The sequence below is a fragment of the Paenibacillus sp. JT22N1 genome, assembly GCF_059692155.1.
On sequence record NZ_JCAUAW010000014.1, the window covers coordinates 51,572 to 68,380 of the forward strand.

General features: G+C 42.8%; 16 protein-coding genes and 1 pseudogene. 4 read left to right on the forward strand and 13 right to left on the reverse strand.

All coding sequences use genetic code 11. The annotated features are described in order from the left end of the window. The first annotated feature begins 84 nt into the window (after positions 1-84). Positions 85-1,200 (forward strand): aminopeptidase, encoded by a 1,116-nt coding sequence (locus AC58UU_RS25325; RefSeq protein ID WP_497319814.1) that lies wholly within the window; start codon positions 85-87, stop codon positions 1,198-1,200. Positions 1,201-1,305: 105 nt separating this feature from the next. Here the strand turns inward: AC58UU_RS25325 and AC58UU_RS25330 are convergent, their stop codons facing one another. After that, complete coding sequence (locus AC58UU_RS25330) at positions 1,306-2,784, reverse strand: L,D-transpeptidase family protein (protein WP_497319816.1); 1,479 nt, start codon at positions 2,782-2,784, stop codon at positions 1,306-1,308. Between the two features lie 169 nt (positions 2,785-2,953). On the opposite strand from AC58UU_RS25330, the gene AC58UU_RS25335 reads away from it, so the two are divergent. Then, positions 2,954-3,085 (forward strand): hypothetical protein, encoded by a 132-nt coding sequence (locus AC58UU_RS25335; protein WP_261300859.1) that lies wholly within the window; start codon positions 2,954-2,956, stop codon positions 3,083-3,085. A 284-nt stretch (positions 3,086-3,369) separates the two neighbouring features. On the opposite strand, the gene cyoD is transcribed toward AC58UU_RS25335, so the two are convergent. The 5 genes from cyoD to AC58UU_RS25360 form a co-directional block, all read right to left on the reverse strand. Then, positions 3,370-3,699, reverse strand: a complete 330-nt coding sequence (cyoD, locus tag AC58UU_RS25340) for a cytochrome o ubiquinol oxidase subunit IV (RefSeq protein ID WP_047677705.1) — start codon at positions 3,697-3,699, stop codon at positions 3,370-3,372. Position 3,700: 1 nt separating this feature from the next. Next, positions 3,701-4,312, reverse strand: a complete 612-nt coding sequence (cyoC, locus tag AC58UU_RS25345; RefSeq protein WP_497319819.1) for a cytochrome o ubiquinol oxidase subunit III — start codon at positions 4,310-4,312, stop codon at positions 3,701-3,703. Beyond that, the gene (locus AC58UU_RS25350) at positions 4,312-6,285 is read right to left on the reverse strand and encodes a cbb3-type cytochrome c oxidase subunit I (protein WP_497319820.1); all 1,974 of its coding nucleotides are present in this window, start codon (positions 6,283-6,285) and stop codon (positions 4,312-4,314) included. Before AC58UU_RS25350 ends, cyoC begins: the two co-directional genes overlap by 1 nt. A 34-nt stretch (positions 6,286-6,319) precedes the next feature. After that, a complete protein-coding gene (gene cyoA, locus AC58UU_RS25355) occupies positions 6,320-7,294 on the reverse strand; it encodes a ubiquinol oxidase subunit II (RefSeq protein WP_497319822.1) in 975 nt (324 codons plus the stop codon). 238 nt (positions 7,295-7,532) lie between these two features. Further along, on the reverse strand, positions 7,533-7,793 hold the full coding sequence (locus tag AC58UU_RS25360) for a hypothetical protein (protein WP_171689116.1): 261 nt from the start codon (positions 7,791-7,793) through the stop codon (positions 7,533-7,535). 250 nt (positions 7,794-8,043) lie between these two features. On the opposite strand from AC58UU_RS25360, the gene AC58UU_RS25365 reads away from it, so the two are divergent. Beyond that, positions 8,044-8,796, forward strand: coding sequence for an MBL fold metallo-hydrolase (locus AC58UU_RS25365; RefSeq protein WP_497319823.1), 753 nt, complete (start codon positions 8,044-8,046; stop codon positions 8,794-8,796). A gap of 247 nt (positions 8,797-9,043) precedes the next feature. Here AC58UU_RS25365 and AC58UU_RS25370 read toward each other — a convergent pair whose 3' ends face one another. The 6 genes and pseudogenes from AC58UU_RS25370 to AC58UU_RS25395 all read right to left on the reverse strand — a co-directional run bounded on the left by AC58UU_RS25370 (position 9,044) and on the right by AC58UU_RS25395 (position 14,096). Continuing rightward, positions 9,044-9,247, reverse strand: coding sequence for a hypothetical protein (locus tag AC58UU_RS25370; protein WP_497319825.1), 204 nt, complete (start codon positions 9,245-9,247; stop codon positions 9,044-9,046). A gap of 12 nt (positions 9,248-9,259) precedes the next feature. Further along, the gene (locus AC58UU_RS25375; RefSeq protein ID WP_497319826.1) at positions 9,260-9,628 is read right to left on the reverse strand and encodes a DUF4870 domain-containing protein; all 369 of its coding nucleotides are present in this window, start codon (positions 9,626-9,628) and stop codon (positions 9,260-9,262) included. A gap of 56 nt (positions 9,629-9,684) precedes the next feature. Then, positions 9,685-10,671, reverse strand: a complete 987-nt coding sequence (locus tag AC58UU_RS25380; protein WP_497319827.1) for an NAD-dependent epimerase/dehydratase family protein — start codon at positions 10,669-10,671, stop codon at positions 9,685-9,687. Positions 10,672-10,721: 50 nt separating this feature from the next. Further along, on the reverse strand, positions 10,722-11,906 hold the full coding sequence (locus tag AC58UU_RS25385) for an FAD-dependent oxidoreductase (protein WP_497319829.1): 1,185 nt from the start codon (positions 11,904-11,906) through the stop codon (positions 10,722-10,724). A gap of 526 nt (positions 11,907-12,432) precedes the next feature. Next, positions 12,433-13,089, reverse strand: coding sequence for a deoxynucleoside kinase (locus AC58UU_RS25390; RefSeq protein ID WP_171645564.1), 657 nt, complete (start codon positions 13,087-13,089; stop codon positions 12,433-12,435). Between the two features lie 108 nt (positions 13,090-13,197). Next, positions 13,198-14,096: pseudogene (locus AC58UU_RS25395) on the reverse strand (DUF3900 domain-containing protein). A 167-nt stretch (positions 14,097-14,263) separates the two neighbouring features. On the opposite strand from AC58UU_RS25395, the gene AC58UU_RS25400 reads away from it, so the two are divergent. After that, positions 14,264-14,494 (forward strand): hypothetical protein, encoded by a 231-nt coding sequence (locus AC58UU_RS25400; RefSeq protein ID WP_497319831.1) that lies wholly within the window; start codon positions 14,264-14,266, stop codon positions 14,492-14,494. A 59-nt stretch (positions 14,495-14,553) separates the two neighbouring features. Here the strand turns inward: AC58UU_RS25400 and AC58UU_RS25405 are convergent, their stop codons facing one another. Further along, complete coding sequence (locus tag AC58UU_RS25405) at positions 14,554-16,752, reverse strand: PAS domain S-box protein (RefSeq protein ID WP_497319833.1); 2,199 nt, start codon at positions 16,750-16,752, stop codon at positions 14,554-14,556. Between the last annotated feature and the right edge of the window lie 57 nt (positions 16,753-16,809).

Sequence of the window (16,809 nt, forward strand, 5' to 3'; positions counted from 1 at the left end):
AAATCATTAGTCATTATTGGCTTAAGAACGCCTGTTGCGATATAATTTGTAAGTACCTATATTCAATTAAGGGAGACCTATAGAATGAGAGATCCAAGACTTCAAACTTTTGCCCGAAATATAATCCGTTATTCAGTAAGCCTTCAACCTGGAGAAAACATTCTAATTGAAATGATTGGAGTCAAAGACCCCGAACTCGCCAAATGCTTCATTGAAGAAGTATATGCAGTAGGCGGAAAACCTTTCATCGAGCTGCGTGACCCAGCAATCATGAGAAGCTTACAGATGACCGGTACACAAGAGCTATTTAGCCAATGGTCCGAATTTGAGCTTGCGCGAATGAAGCAGATGGATGCTTATGTAGCTGTCCGTAGTGGTGATAATATTACCGAATCGTCCGATGTACCCGATGATCAAATGAGGCTCTATCTGAAATACTTCCAGCGTCCTCTCTTCGACGAACGCATTAACAATACGAAATGGTGCGTAATGCGTTATCCGAATCCTTCGATGGCTCAGCTGGCCGGCAAAAGCACCGAGGCTTTCGAAGATTTCTACTTTAATGTATGTAATCTGGATTACAGCAAAATGGCTGTCGCTATGGAATCGCTTGTCGACCTGATGAACCGTACAGACCGCGTTCGCCTTGTTGCCAAAGGGACTGATATTAGCTTCTCAATCAAAAATATTGGCGTCGTTCCTTGCTCTGGTCTGAGAAACATCCCTGATGGTGAAGTATACACAGCACCTGTGAAGGACTCCGTTAATGGTGTAATCAGCTATAACACACCTACGATATATTCTGGCACTTCTTTTGAGAACATTGTATTACGATTCGAAAATGGTCGTATTATTGAAGCTACCAGCAATGACACTAAGAAATTGAATGATATCCTGGATACCGATGACGGTGCTCGATATATCGGCGAATTTGCAATTGGCGTAAACCCATACATCCAACATCCAATGAAAGATATTTTATTTGATGAGAAAATTGATGGCAGCATTCACTTCACTCCAGGTCAAGCTTATGAGACAGCGGATAATACGAACCGCTCCTCCGTTCACTGGGATATGGTGCTTATCCAACGTCCCGAATATGGTGGCGGCGAAATCTACTTTGATGATGTTCTCATTCGCAAAGACGGACGCTTCATCATCCCTGAACTGGAAAAACTCAACCCAGAAAACTTAATGTAGTTAATTTAAAAAAGCAGCCTGCTTCCGACTATTCTTCGGAAAGCCTTGGCTGCTTTTTTATCCGGTTCGCAAGAAAAAATAGGTAATGCCATTAACAAAGTGTGATTAACCAAGCCAATGAAATACCTGTTCAGGCGATTCATCAAGGGATGGCAGCTTAATTGGAATTAGCAATAACGTGTCCTTCACTTGCTCATTATGGATCGTAGCCCCTTTGGCTAGATTTATTTGAACTTCTGTGCCTTTAGGAACAAATTGAAATAATTGCTGCACATCCGGATTCGTCAGTCGAATACAACCCAACGATTGATCCGTGCCGATTGAGCTCTCATCGAATGTTCCATGAAGCGCGATCGCTCCAAGTCCCAAGCCGGCCTCCCCATAAACCTGTGCATGTTTCCCTTTGGGCTGCTGAACACGATCCATCACCCTAAAATCACCTTGGGGTGTGCTCCCATTGGCGCCAAGACCAATATCTTTAACCCACAGTAAATAGCCGCCGCTAACCAGTTTCAATTGATGTTCAGCCTTGTTGATTTCAATATGTACGGGCTCATAGGGGACTCGACCAACGCCTGCTGCGTTCGCATAAAACATCTGCTCGACTTCAGCCACACTAGAATCATAGACCCATCCCCCTCGTCCGTTAAACTCCGTGGAAATGTCATTAGAACTTGTGATCGCTTCTAATGGAATGAAGCTCAAATAATTATTCGGATAATCTTGCAGGAGAGCATTCAGATGAACAGGAGCCCTTCCATAATCTTTGCGGTACGATTCCAAAGCTGTACGAACTAAATTAGCACCAATCGCACTAAGCGGTTGGTGCTTTTCAAATTCGGAATTCAGAAAGCGAATTCTTACTGTGCGATCCGTCGCGGGATGATACTGAGCGATAACAATGGCGCTCTTCGTCAATTCATCATTGGTGAGAAGTAGCGTTTTCCCCTTGTTCACGTTATCTTGTGAAACGATGCCATAAATAAGAATGCTGGAATTCGGCATCTCCTTGGCTAATTCCAAAGCCTGCTTATGCAACGCTGTTTCAATATCTTCATTTTTGGTTTCTGGATCAATGTACATGATAAACGGGACATCCACCGTCTCATACGTAACGTCACTTCCAATACCCCAGATTTTCATATTCGAAATCGTTTTATAAATAGGGGCTTCACCAACAAACAACACAACTAACATTAAATTAAGTACAAAGAGAACGATAAGCATTGTTTTCATAAATGGAGGTAACAGCCGCTTTTCCGCCTCTGGGAAAGCCTTTTGCATACTTGCTGCATGTTCCGCTTGTTCTTGATCCAATTCACGAATGGCTCGATTAGCAGCCGAATAGAATGGCGATGGATACGTTCGAAGAACCTCTTTGTAATGAAAAATCGCCCTTTTCAAATTCCCTTTTAAGTGAAATTTTTGCCCGATCTTAAAATGAGCTTCCGGTGAATTAGCGTCAATATATCGGATCACTTTCTCATAATATTGTGGATCAGAAGGGCTTATGAACAAGTTCTTATGCAGATGAATCAGATTATCGTCGAGATGGTTACGAAATCGTTGGCTTCTGCGAATCATTCGGCTCCTCTCCGTTCAATAGAATAGCTTGTCCATTCTAGATGAATGATACAAATAGTATCTCTGATACATAATGTATCACGCACGAGATAGAAAGACAACTATTTATTACCACACTGAATGAACGATAATCATTTAGCAAAAGCTGAATCGACGGAGGTGATAAATCATGAGTGGAAGAAATAGTAAGCCCAAAAACAATGGACCCTCAGGCAGCCCTTCTCGCTTAGATCAATTCGGAGAAAAAGCGGTACAACAAGAGAAACGTGAAGCTAAGGAACGAAACAAGCCGACATGCTAGACGTACTCTGAGTAATTTAATGATGAGAATCATCGTAACAGGTGACATCTTCAGGGGATTAAGGTTGAGTCGGCGTCTATAAGCATGTTTTTCATCGCATAAGAATGTTTTTCATCGCTATGGAGGGAATTACAGGTACTCCATGTACTTTAGCGATGAAAATCATCGTCTCAGCTGCCATTTCCTAAGTTTCACTACTATCCGAGGCATTGCAGCAGTCCAACAAAACATGTAAAAAAGACGTTCCCACCACGCCAAACGTGGTGAAAACGTCTTTCCTTTTCTTAATGAGCCACTTGATTATAAGTCATAATCCATATCGAACCGGCTACGATAGTCAGCAAGATGACAAGGCCAAAAATCAGCGCCATGATATTCCAGCGTGCGTTCTCGCCCTCTTTCACATGCATGAAGAAGAACAATTGAACACCGAATTGCAGTACAGCCATGATGAGGATCAAGACGATTGTGCCTGTTTTGCTCAACATATGGTTCATGACGGCAACGAGTGGAATGATGGTCAGAATGATCGAGAGAGCAAAGCCAATGATATAAGATTTCAATGAACCATGAGCGTCATGATTTTCATGTGAACCTGTATGCGGTTGACTCATCTTACATCACCCCCATCAAGTAGACGACTGTAAATACGAAGATCCAAACAACGTCAAGGAAATGCCAGTACAAGGAAATGACAGCCACTTTGCGTTTGGTTACTGCTGTGATGCCGCGGCGTTTCAATTGCAGCATCAACCCGACCATCCAGATCAAACCAACCGAAACGTGTAAGCCGTGTGTACCTACTAATGCAAAGAAAGCTGATAAAAATGCGCTCGTGCTAATTGTTGCGCCCTCATGATTAACCATGTTAATGAATTCATATAACTCGAGTCCAACGAATGAAGCTCCCAGTAGCACGGTTACGGCGAGCCAGCCGATTAACTGTTTCATGTTCCCTTTGTGCATGCCAAGAACGGCTAGACCGCTTGTGAAGCTGCTAGTAAGCAAGATAAAGGTTTCCGCAATGATACCTGGCATCTTGAACAATTCTTCCGGGGTTGGACCCCCGTTTGTATTTTGATGAAGAACCATGTAAGTTGCAAATAAAGATCCAAATAAGATACAGTCCGTGATTAGAAATATCCAGAATCCGAACGTTTTGAGCGACTCGTGATCATGTTCATGATCGTGGGCGTGATGCCCACCTTGCGTAGCTGCATGTGCCATTATACTTTCGCCCCTTTCAATGCGGCTTCCGTACGTTTCACTTCATCAGCAGGAATATAATAATCCGTATCATAGCTGAACGAACGTGCAATCATCGTGATCGCGACACCAATTAAGGCCGGAATCGTCAGCCACATCCAATTAAATACAAAACCAAATCCAGCGAAAAACCACAGAGCGGACATTAGGAATGGAATGGAAGAGTTCTTAGGCATGTGAATCGGTTCATATACAATCTTGGCTGGTTGCTTGGTAGTTAAGCTTTGCTTCTGCTTTTGTTCCCACCATGCATCTGCCTCGCTTACTTCTGGCAATACAGCAAAGTTATAAATTGGAGCTGGCGAAGGAATCGACCACTCTAATGTACGGCCATCCCATGGATCCCCGGATACATCCGGTTCTCTGAATTTAATCGAGTGGGCAATTTGCCATACTTGGAAAATGAATCCGACTCCCATAAGGAAACCACCAACGGTTGACACGAGATTTAACGGTCCCCAGCCCATATCGAAATCGTACGTGTACGTACGACGAGTCATACCATCTAATCCTAAGAAATATTGCGGCATGAAACAAACATAGAATCCAATGTTCCATAGCCAGAATGCCCATTTACCTAAGTGTTCGTTCAGCTTAAAGCCGAACATTTTCGGCCACCAGTAGTAAAGTCCAGCGAAGTAACCGAAAGCCACACCACCAATTAAGACTTGATGGAAATGCGCAATTAGGAAGTAGCTATTATGGAATTGAAAATCAGCTGGCGCAACAGATAACAATACCCCTGTCATGCCCCCAACAACGAAACATGGAATGAAGGCAATCGTCCACATCATAGGTGTCGTAAAACGAATCTTACCGCGGAACATCGTGAATAACCAGTTAAATACTTTAGCTCCGGTCGGTATCGCAATCAACATCGTACTAATGGCGAAAAAGGCGTTAACATTCGCGCCTGACCCCATCGTAAAGAAGTGATGCGCCCAAGTGAAGAAGGACAATAAACTAATAATCAACATGGCAAAAACCATTGATTTGTAACCAAACAATTTCTTTTTGGAGAAGGTAGAAACAATTTCCGAGAAAATTCCGAAAGCCGGAACGACAACAATGTAAACCTCAGGGTGACCCCACATCCAGATCAAATTGATGTACATCATCGGATTCCCGCCGCCATCCAAAGTGAAGAAATGTGCGCCAAGGAAACGGTCAAGGAATAATAAGGCTAACGTCACTGTTAAGATCGGGAAAGCAAAGATAATCATAATGCAACTTGAAAATACGGACCATGTAAACATCGGCATCTTCATCAACTTCATGCCAGGCGCACGCATTTTCAAAATGGTCACGATAAAGTTAATCCCTGTTGCCAAACTCCCGATACCGGATATTTGAATCCCCCAGATATAGAAGTTCTGTCCAACACCAGGACTGTGTGACATTTCCGAAAGAGGCGGATAGCTCAGCCATCCTGCATCCGGTGATCCACCGATGACGAACGATACGTTGAAAAGCATAGCACCCCAGAAGAACATCCAGAAGCTAAGTGAGTTCAAGAACGGATAAGCGACGTCTCGAGCTCCAATTTGCAGAGGGACTACGATATTAAATAAACCGAACATCAAAGGCATAGCCATGAATAAAATCATGATCACACCATGCGTTGTGAAAATTTGATTATAGTGCTCCGCTTGTAGAAATTCGCTGTTTGGCATCGCTAGCTGTAGACGCATTAGAAGCGCATCCACACCGCCGCGGAACAGCATCATGATCGAACAAATGATATACATGATCCCGATTCGTTTATGGTCAACACTTGTTAACCATTCACGCCAGAGCCAGCCCCACTTTCTGAAATAAGACAGTACGAATATCATAGCGATCATCGAGAGTCCGATACTAACCTGAGCACCCAGGATGAGTGGATCGCCCGTTACGAAAAACTCTGATGCGAATTGCTTTATTTTATCCAACATGAGCAGATCTCCCTTTCTCAAAAGCTTTGATCGATCATTTTGTCATTTTCATTTGACTATGATCATTATGGTTCATAGGGGCATTTTTGTCCGTTGATTGAGGCTTACTCGTCTCTTTCACGGATTCTGTACTGCCATGACCACTGTGAATGGATTGACCATTCGTATATTTCGTTACAATCTTTTCGAAAAGTCCATCTGGCACGGAGGAGAAATATTGCACATCCGATTTACCAGGCTTTGCTAATGCTTCATAGCTTTCCATCGTAAGTTTTGTCGGAACCTTTTTCGTTTTGGCTACGAAAGCATCGAAATCGCTCTGAGATGTTGCATTCACATCGAAAGTCATATCCGCGAAATGCGCACCACTGAAATTCGCTCCTGTTCCGAAGTAATGCCCGATCTCATCGGCTTGCAAATATAGTGTCATCGCCATACCTGACATCGTATAGATCTGTCCACCCAACTGCGGGACCCAGAACGAGTTCATCGGAGCATCAGAGGTTAGCTCGAATTTAATCGGTGTATCCTCTGGAATTTGCAAATAGTTGACTGTTGCTATGCCCTGCTCCGGATACGTAAACAACCATTTCCAATCCAGGGATGTCACTTGAATGGTGACGGGTGGTTTATTGGATTTCAACGGCTTTGAAGGCTCTAGTTCGTGTGTATAACGAATAGTTATGACAGCCAAGGCTACAATAATAATGATGGGAACTGACCACCAAACGATTTCTAAGGTCGTGCTGTGCGCCCAATTCGGCTTATAAGATGCTTTATTGCCTTCTTTATCACGATACCGCCAAACGATCCATGCGGTTAGCGCAAGTACAGGAACGAGGATTACCGTGCATAGAATAGTGGAAATCACAATCAAATCTTTCTGTTCTGCACCCACAGGTCCTTTGGGATCCAGTACCATAGCTTGATTACTGCAGCCTGCCAATAAAACAATGATGGCGACCATCATGAAGGGCAGCATAGCTTGTACGAGTGTTCTCTTCTTCATCCTACTTAACCTCCCTATCAACAAATCTGATCTATTATCAAGATATCATCTCGCTGATAAAAGTACACTGTCGCAAACGCAACTTAACAAATACGTCAAAGGATCGACGTTTTACTGTAAAACAAATGTCACAGAACGTTTGTTGACTATTATAGAAATGTATGAAAACGCATGAAAATGAAAAAGCCCTTCAAGTTGTCACTTGAAAGGCTTTTTAACTGCTCTTAATACGTTATACTCATTCGGTCTTTGAAGCTGCACGTGAATGCACCAAGTGAATTGCTGTCCGAATCACATAGATGTGCACACTACCTACCATGAAGCCAATACCAACCATCAAAGAGGCATTACGATCACTAAAATGATCCATATTCAACAAACTTAATAGTAATCCTATGCCAAGCAACGCCCATGCCGCTATTGTCATCATCTTGACTAATGGCATCACATCGCGCTCACTGCGCTCATTACTACTGATCAAAACGGCTCTATTTGCCATAATTATCACTCCAAACCTTCAATGTAAGTGCTTTATAAACATAGTATATCACAAATCCAAAATTTGTTCATATTTTATTCACACGTTGATCAAAATTTGGACAAAACTAAATACGTCGAGTTCACAGATAGAAATATATTGACTTTATTCAAGTTTTGTGTTATATTTAAATATTTGTTTGACAAACCATCAACCTCCTAGGTATGATAGCACTGTTCTTTCACTATCATTTCTCTTTGGAGGGATTCAAATGCAGATTGCAAACGGTATTTATATGCTTGAACTGTCAGTTCCTATCATGGGGCGTATCGATGTCATACACCCAACCCTTATTTCCGATGAAGGAGGTGCCGTTCTGGTGGACACCGGATATCCCGGTATATTGCCGCTTATACAGAAAGCCATGGAGGAACATAATGTTCCACTCCGTCATTTGAAGACGATTATTATTACCCATCAAGATATAGATCATATAGGAAGCTTACCAGATTTCATAAGCATATCTCCGCATAAGCTTGATATCCTGGCCAGTGAAATAGAGAAACCTTATATTCAAGGTGAGAAGATGTTGATCAAAATCACCCCAGAATCGATCGAACAAGCGGTCGCTAGCTTACCTGCGGATATTTCACCGGAATGGCGAAAAGCCTTTCGATCAGCTTTGGAGAATCCGCCTAAAGGTCCAGTCAATGGCATTCTTGAAGATGGACTCGAACTTGCGGGCTGTGGTGGAATTATCGTCATACATACCCCAGGCCATACACCGGGACATGTCAGTTTGTACCACAAACAGAGCAAAACATTGATTGCGGCTGATGCCTTAGTAGTTTCAGATGGCCAACTTCTCGGTCCGATACCGGAGTACTCTGTTGACTATGAGTTAGCGATGCAATCACTTAAGAAGTTCAGCGAATACGACATCGAAGCTGTTATTTGCTATCACGGCGGGTTGTATACAGACAACGTAAATCAACGTATTGCTGAATTGGCAGCTTCATTTTAAATCATCATCGGTTTAAAAAAACTGAGGCTACACCTCAGGTGCGGACTGTAAACGCCTTTTCGGTGCTTAACGGCGGGCTTCTCGCGACGTGTCAAGCTGTAAGCGCCTTTTCGGCGCTTAACAGGCGGGCTTCTCGCGACGTGTCAAGCTGTAAGCGCCTTTTCGGCGCTTAACAGGCAGGCTTCTCGCGACGCGTCAAGCTGTAAGCGCCTTTTCGGCGCTTAACAGGCGGGCTTCTCGCGACGTGTCAAGCTGTAAGCGCCTTTTCGGCGTTTAACGGCAGGCTTCTCGCGACGCGTCGAGCTGTAAGCGCCTTTTCGGCGCTTAACGGCGGACTTCTCGCGGTACGTCGAGCTGTAAGCGCCTTTTCGGCGCTTAACGGCGGGCTTCTCGCGGCAGTCGCAGCGTTAAAAAAAAAGCAGGCTGCCGCAATCGGCAACCTGCTTCTCATATGTATGTCTTACTACTTCAACAGTGTATAGCCTCCGATAATCGGGAGTGGTTTTACTTGACCTTGAGCAGCAGCTACAATGCCCAGAATAGCTAAAATAAACACGCCCAAATTCGCTAAAGGCAGTAGAATCCAACCAATAATCGGGATGATTCCCAAAACAACATTCAAGATGACTGCGGCCAAAAGCAATGTAAGGCCTTGGTTAGCGTGGTACCATGCAAACTTGGAGTCTTTTGCAGCGATGAGCGGGATAAAAAACAAGATGTATGCAATGATGGCCATTCCCTTATTACTTTGAATATCCGCAGAATCATACATGGACAGCACCTCTTCCTTTTTCTCAAAGTATACTATTCCATTATATTCGGTGTTATCCATCTATTCTATTGAATTTCACACATTTCGAAAAATTATTTTCTGGACTCAAATCTCCATCAATTGCTTAAATCACGCCATAGTCCAAGCAGTTCTTGTTCGCGGGAGGGGTCCATTCCTGCAAGGCGCTCTGTATCTGCTGATCGTCCTAAATCCCAAGCCAATGTATCTTGGACGGTCTCGATCAACGGTCTTGTAGTTAGCCCCGATTCAAAGGCTTTGGCATTATCTATTGCCAACATCCCGACTAAACTATCGCTCTTTATCCAAAGCGGAAGCTCCATCCACTCCCCTACTTCGTGTGCCACTAAGAATGGCTCTGATACCCATGAACAAGCTGTTTCTTTAACACTTACACTTTTACATGCTTCAACTACTTCTTCCATTGTATAATTGTTGCCGCTTGCATGGAGGGTTCCTGTTGTGCCTTGTTCAACTAGCCGAATAATCCAAGATGACAAATCTCTTACATCAATAAATTGGAGCTTCCGTTCTTTCGGTAAAGGAACTAGTACGTCTCCCCCGCGATGAAAACGAGCTGGCCAATAAGTGAATCGATCCGATGCGTCATTCGGGCCAACAATGAGACCTGGGCGTATGATTAATGTTCGATCAGGCAATGATTGCTTCACCGCTTGTTCACAAAGTGCTTTAAGAGCACCGTAACGCCGCCCTGGATCAATTGTTTCTATAGATTCCAATACAGCCACTGGTGCTGACTCATTCAAATTCACTTTCCGTAGATCATCATATACGGAAACACTTGAAATGAAGGTGTAGTGTTTCACTTGATCCTTCAACAACTTGGCAGCCGCATCTACAACCTCTGGCTGATATCCACTTGTATCGATCACCGCATCCCATTCTTGCCCTTGCAGCAAAGCTAAATCAACGTTCCGATCACCAATGATATGCCGGACCTGTGGAAAGGCACTCGCGTCGTGCAGTCCCCGGTGAAATAATGTTACTTCATGCCCCATTGCTATAGCGGATTCCGTAAGAGCTCTTCCCAGAAATTTGGTACCACCTAGAATTAGTATGTTCATGGAACACCTCCAATGATTTGATGATCAATTGATTGTTCAATACGTTATTATTACACGCGATAACCCAGAAGCCAATCCAATTGCTTCATTTGGACAACATCAGGAAGAAGTCTAAGCACCTGATTACGCAGCATAATAGCAGCCGGATTACTCATTTGCACGATGCGAGCCATTCGTCTGGATTGACGCACAACTTGATTGGTTCGGGGTTTGCGATTACTTTCATAAGAATGAAATGCCGCTGTCACGCTGTTTAATGAAAGCATTGAAATTCCCTCTAGAAATCTAGCTAATATCAAAGCATCCTCCATCGCCTGAGCGCCTCCTTGCCCGAGATTAGGCAGCATAGGATGAGCCGCATCACCAAGCAGTGTTACTCTCCCTCGGCTCCATCTTTCAAGTGGTTTACGATCATGAATGTCATGCGTTAATATTGACCCCTCATCTGTTGACTGGATAGCCTGCTCAATCGGATTATGCCAGCCCTCAAATTGCTTAAGAACGTAGTCCTTCTTACGATCCACACCTGTCCCTGAAACTGTGTTGATTGCAGCGAACCAAAAAACTTGTCCCTCGCCAATTTGGGAAAAACCAAACCGTCGTCCTCTTCCCCATGCCTCAAATCCTCCACCGATCTCTGGAATATATCGCTTATCCAAGAACGTAGTAATACCCCGGAAAGCTCTAAAACCTGAATACCGCAGCTGTTCTATGCCAAATAATAGATGTGCCACTCGTGAATGAATGCCATCTGCACCGATTAAGATATGCCCGGTATCTTCTGTTCCATCATCAAAATAGACAATAACCCGATGCGGATCCTGTTCAAAAGTTATCAGTTTTTTATTCATATAAACGGTTGTTCGTTCATTTAGTTGTTGAAATAAAATCATTTGAAGCTTAGCGCGATGAATAAGGTAGCTATAAGTTCCGTATTGAGCGGCTTGCTTCGAGACGGGAACTGAAGTAATCGGTTTACCATCCCATGAGCGAATTTCAGCCATTCCAACTTTAGCGCCTGCTACCCTCACTTGTTCATCACAGCCAAGTTCCGTTAATACATGCATGGCATTCGCAGCTAATACAATTCCGGCACCGAACTCGGATAGCTCTTTCTTTTTCTCGTAGATGACAACTTCCCAACCTTGCTTTTGTAAGAATAGCGCTGTCGTTAATCCACCAATTCCAGCTCCAATGATAATTGCTTTCCTAGTAGTAGGTAAGATATTAGTCATGTTGCCCTCCATAACCTACAAACCATTTCCATCTACTGTAACATAATCCAGTCAAGACAAAAACCTCCTAAAACCAAAGGTTAAGGAGGTGCGTTATTATGAGGGCATGAAGTTTATATTCTGTTATGTTGCAACTAATTGTTGTTTAACCTCAACGATCTCAAGATTAGAGAAAAATCGGCTTAACTTCATCATTTTCTCATTTGCTGCCAATTTAGAAAGTGGCGGGCACATAGGCTTTCCTCTGTAACATACGATAAATAACAAACTCATCACCTACTCTTCCATTGAAGAATTCACTTCTTTGCATGATACATAATGTATCATACAATAATTTTACTCGAGATACAACAAATAGAGATAAATACCGTCATATTTCGATAGTATATGTAATTTCACAGGACTTTATAACCAAATGAAAGTAAAAAGGAAAGATCTAGATCACCTTTAATTTCTAAACCCAATTAAACTCCTACATAATTCGAAAGACCCCCTCGGTATGAGGGGGCCCATCGATATTTCCATTTTAAACGATGACTAATTCGGAAAGCTTGGCACGTACCTGCTCAACTAATTCGATCGCATCTTCTGAACGATTCACAACATCAACACGATCCATATCTACAATCAACACTTCAGAGGCATGATAATGATTCATCACCCAGTCATCATAACCTGACCAAAGCTGCCGATAATAATCAACTAAAGATTGATCTTGCTCGAAGCTGCGTCCCCGCAGTCCGATGCGGTACATAACCGTTTCGAATGAAGCTTTTAGATAAACCATGAGGTCCGGCGCTTTCTTAGGAAGCTCGGCAAGCTCAGACATCATATTGTCCGCAAGCCCCTCATAAACATCAAATTCCAGCTGTGAAATACGACCTAACTCCCGATTCACTTTGGCAAAGTACCAATCCTCATAGATACTTCTATCCAGTACATTTCGATTATGTACTAACGCTTGTTTAATTGCCTTAAATCTTGTATTCAAGAAGTGTAATTGAAGTAAAAACGGATATCGCTTCTTCTCAATTTCTTCCGGAGTTGCCGTGTAAAAAAGCGGAAGTATCGGATTATCATCAACACTTTCATAATAAACATTTGAATTTAATTCTTGTCCAAGCAAAGTCGATACAGATGTTTTACCTAGACCAATCATTCCCCCAACCACGATCACAGCCATTGACCCCTTTCTCCTTCTGCCCATTCCTAATTTACCGTTAGTCAATTCTTGCAAAGCTTCCCTATTATACAAGGAATTCATAGTGGTGGGAACCCTATTTTTTTACGTTTATCTATCGTTTTCTTCTTCTCTTGTAATCCGCTCAATGACAGCATGAAGATCATCTGGTCTTAGCAATTCAACTGGTGATACACCTTTTTCAAAGTGTAAATAATCGCCTTCAATCAGGATGACATACCGTTCACCTTGTCTGGCAATGTGAACCTTGCGTCCATAATCGGCAAGCTGCGCCTTCACACTGATATGATCAAGCTTAATGCGCATTTCCAGATCCGGCTTCTGCTGGGCCAAATAATTGGCGGCATCCATGACCTGAGTCGGTGTCCACTTCTCCTGAAGCTCGCGCTTTTCACTGGCTGCCCAGATTTCCAAATCCTTTTCTTCCTGCTCACGTTCCTCAGGTTTATGCTGATAGTCTCTCTCTAACTGCTGCTGAACGAGCCCTAGAACTTGATGATGCAATATTTCTGGCATGGACTGCTCATATTCTACATATTTTAGGAAATCCTCAAAGTAACGAGCATGTGAAAGGGATCATCGAAATATTGATTAAGCTTCGCGCTTGCGACAAGAAAAGCTCCGCCCCTGACCGCGCTTGTGTTCAGATAAGCATTCAAAAGTTCATCACTAACATTAAGAAAGTCCTGTTTGTTCTCTGCATAGCGCAGACGCGCGAATAGATTATAGTTCGGATTGCTTTCTAATTCGAAGCCTGGCTCAGTAATGAAACGCCCTATTTTCGTAGGCACCTGCTCAGCTACCGGGTTACGCTCAACTTTGCGTTTAGCAATTCGCACGAACTCACCGTCTAGGAATTGTTGTAACGCACTATCTTCATAATCGTTTTCGTCCAAAGTCTGATAATGGCGATAATTTTTAGCCTATGCCGCGTCGGCACCTTCCCCTTGGATCACAAAAAATGATATATATTGAACTGCGAATTTCATGCTGATTCTCCCTGTCAATCGTATTCAAAATTGCACAACTTTGATTGTACTTGGTATAAAACCGAAACGCTACAAAAAAATAGGAACAGTTTGTGATTGTTTGTAAGTTCATGCTGTCACTAGTAATAAGCGCTGTTTTTTCAAAATACTAAGACAGAGGTGTGAAGATGATTTACGGAACCAAACTACTGGAAACAGATACAGAAATTTTCATTGCCGCTCTTACAAAGACACCTGTTTATGTTTGGTCGTTAGATTCATTAGGCGTTTATTATCAGGTAAATTCGGGTTTTATCGTAAAATATACACCTGATGAAGTACAAATTCATTGTGAACAAGACTCCTCGATGACGAAATGGTATTCCAGAGAGTCGAATGAATTTAGTATCCGTTTTTAGAAATGAATAAAACCGCCCGTTCCTGTTAATTGACAGGTCTGGCGGTTTTTACATTCATGCTATTCGAAATCACTCATGTCCTTACTTATCGTCTGCGTCGGCAAAAACACATCAATTATGGTTCCTTCTCCAATTTGGCTCTGAATCGACATTGTGCCTTTGTGCGCTTCAACGATCTTGAAACACATCATTAGTCCGAGTCCTGTGCCCTTTTCCTTCGTTGTATAGAAAGGTTCACCTAATTGCTTGACCCGCTCCTCTGGTATGCCACATCCATTATCCTGAGTCCTCACTCGGATCATCTCGCTGCCCTGCATGGAAACGGTAATCTTAATTTGTCCATCCTTCGTTATGGCTTCAATCGCATTTTTCACCAAATTAATAAACAATTGCTTAAGATGCATCTCGGAACAAACGAACTCCGGAATATCAGACTCAAACTCGAGCAATAGCTGCACATTGCAAAGATTAGCCTGCGTATCAAGCAGCGCAATCACGGTTTGTAATATATTGATCAAATCACTTCTTTTGTAGTGAATAGCTTCCGGTTTCGCAATAACGAGGAATTCGCTAACGATGAAATTAATCCGATCCAATTCGGACAGCATGATGTCAAAATAGTGCTGTTTTCCCTTCATATCGTTCTGCAGCAGCTGCAAGAAACCTCGGAGTGACGTGAGCGGATTTCTGATTTCATGAGCAAGCCCTGCTGCTAACTGGCCTGCGACAGAGAGTTTATCTGATTTACGCAACAATTCTTCTGTTCGTTTCCGTTCTGTAATATCTCGCGTAATACCAGCGAACCCGATAATCTCGCCCTTCTCATTCTTAATTGGCGTTTTGGTCACACTTACATGAATGAGTTGTCCATCTTTACGAACTCGAACAGTCTCTAACCCTGAAATTTGATTTCCGGCTTTCAATATGTCATGAATTTCTTTCGGATGCTCTTCCAAGAAATCTGGATATATGGGCAATGGTTGGTTTAGAAGCTCATCCTGATTCCAACCAAATACTTTCTCATAGGCGGAATTTACAGAAATAACCTTAAACCGTTGATCAAGAACGCAGATGGCATCTGTTGTATTATTAATAAAAGATTCCAGCAGCTCCTTCGTTTCTCTAAGCTTCATTTCCATCTGTTTACGTTCCGTAATGTCCACACAAGAGCCGATCACTTCAACCACGCGGCCATTTTCAAAAATGGGACGTAAAGATGTCAAATACGTAATCCCCCGGAATGTGGCTTCATACATGACATTTTCTTCCCCGCTCCATGCCCTGCGGTAATACTTATCGAGATTAGCAGCCATATAAAATGGCCATATCTCATATAAGCCGTTACCAATGATATGCGATGGCTTATAGCCGAGCCTATACAGAAGTTCACCGTCACATAAGGTATGAATGAATTTCCCTCGCATTTCTCTGAACTTCATGGTCATTCCTTGCTGTCTGCGAACAGTGTCATGCAGATCCTGCTGCGCAACTCTCAATGACTCCCGGTCTTTATTATGCTGCGTGATATCTCTAGCGATAATATAAACGCCTTCTATTATCCCATTCACGATAATTGGCACATTTTTTAAGCCTAATTCAATCTTATCACCACTCTTTTGCGTAACCCGAAGCATGTAATTATCCGTCTGCAAGAGCACACTATCGGTCGGGTATTCTGTTGGATTCTCTTGTTTTTCTTGTTCCCAGAATTGATGGATAGATAGTCCAACCATGTCCGTCTTCGTGTAACCCAGAATCCGCTCCATAGCAGGATTCACACTAATGATCAAACCGTTCAAATCACTTGTTAAGATCCCCGCAGGATTATGCTCAATTAATGAATTATACCGCTGTTCACTCTCCTCAAGTTTACGTTCCATCTCGGACTTTATCGAGAGATCTTTCATTTGGGCCATATAATAAAGAGGTTCATTGTCAGAGTTTCTAATTAGCGAAATCCCGCATTCCACCCTTATAATTGTTCCCTCTTTTGACTTCATTCTTTGTTCGATCTGAAAAGAGCGCAAATCCCCAGACAACAATTGCTCTAAGTGTCGAAGCAGTTTGTCGGTCTCTTCTGACAAAAAGATCGTAGTTATATCCGTATATAATAATTCTTCTTCCGAATATCCAGTTATCGCGCTTAGGCTGTTATTCATCTTCATCCATTGACCATTGAGCGAAATAATCGCCATGCCCATCGTTGTGAATTCGAATACCGCGGCAAATGACGGTTCCGTTCTCGAAAGCATATCCATTCATTTATCCCCCATCTTAATAATACATGGATGGTTTCCATCACCAAATGTTTGAAT

Coding starts and splice junctions, on each gene's coding strand:
- AC58UU_RS25405 (WP_497319833.1), bottom strand. CDS start 16,752: ATGGATATGCTTTCGAGAACGGAACCGTCATTTGCCGCGGTATTCGAA.
- AC58UU_RS25375 (WP_497319826.1), bottom strand. CDS start 9,628: ATGGATAACACCGAATATAATGGAATAGTATACTTTGAGAAAAAGGAA.
- cyoA (WP_497319822.1), bottom strand. CDS start 7,294: ATGAAGAAGAGAACACTCGTACAAGCTATGCTGCCCTTCATGATGGTC.
- AC58UU_RS25365 (WP_497319823.1), top strand. CDS start 8,044: ATGCAGATTGCAAACGGTATTTATATGCTTGAACTGTCAGTTCCTATC.
- AC58UU_RS25400 (WP_497319831.1), top strand. CDS start 14,264: ATGATTTACGGAACCAAACTACTGGAAACAGATACAGAAATTTTCATT.
- AC58UU_RS25385 (WP_497319829.1), bottom strand. CDS start 11,906: ATGACTAATATCTTACCTACTACTAGGAAAGCAATTATCATTGGAGCT.
- AC58UU_RS25360 (WP_171689116.1), bottom strand. CDS start 7,793: ATGGCAAATAGAGCCGTTTTGATCAGTAGTAATGAGCGCAGTGAGCGC.
- cyoC (WP_497319819.1), bottom strand. CDS start 4,312: ATGGCACATGCAGCTACGCAAGGTGGGCATCACGCCCACGATCATGAA.
- AC58UU_RS25330 (WP_497319816.1), bottom strand. CDS start 2,784: ATGATTCGCAGAAGCCAACGATTTCGTAACCATCTCGACGATAATCTG.
- AC58UU_RS25380 (WP_497319827.1), bottom strand. CDS start 10,671: ATGAACATACTAATTCTAGGTGGTACCAAATTTCTGGGAAGAGCTCTT.
- cyoD (WP_047677705.1), bottom strand. CDS start 3,699: ATGAGTCAACCGCATACAGGTTCACATGAAAATCATGACGCTCATGGT.
- AC58UU_RS25390 (WP_171645564.1), bottom strand. CDS start 13,089: ATGGCTGTGATCGTGGTTGGGGGAATGATTGGTCTAGGTAAAACATCT.
- AC58UU_RS25370 (WP_497319825.1), bottom strand. CDS start 9,247: ATGAGAAGCAGGTTGCCGATTGCGGCAGCCTGCTTTTTTTTTAACGCT.
- AC58UU_RS25350 (WP_497319820.1), bottom strand. CDS start 6,285: ATGTTGGATAAAATAAAGCAATTCGCATCAGAGTTTTTCGTAACGGGC.
- AC58UU_RS25325 (WP_497319814.1), top strand. CDS start 85: ATGAGAGATCCAAGACTTCAAACTTTTGCCCGAAATATAATCCGTTAT.
- AC58UU_RS25335 (WP_261300859.1), top strand. CDS start 2,954: ATGAGTGGAAGAAATAGTAAGCCCAAAAACAATGGACCCTCAGGCAGC.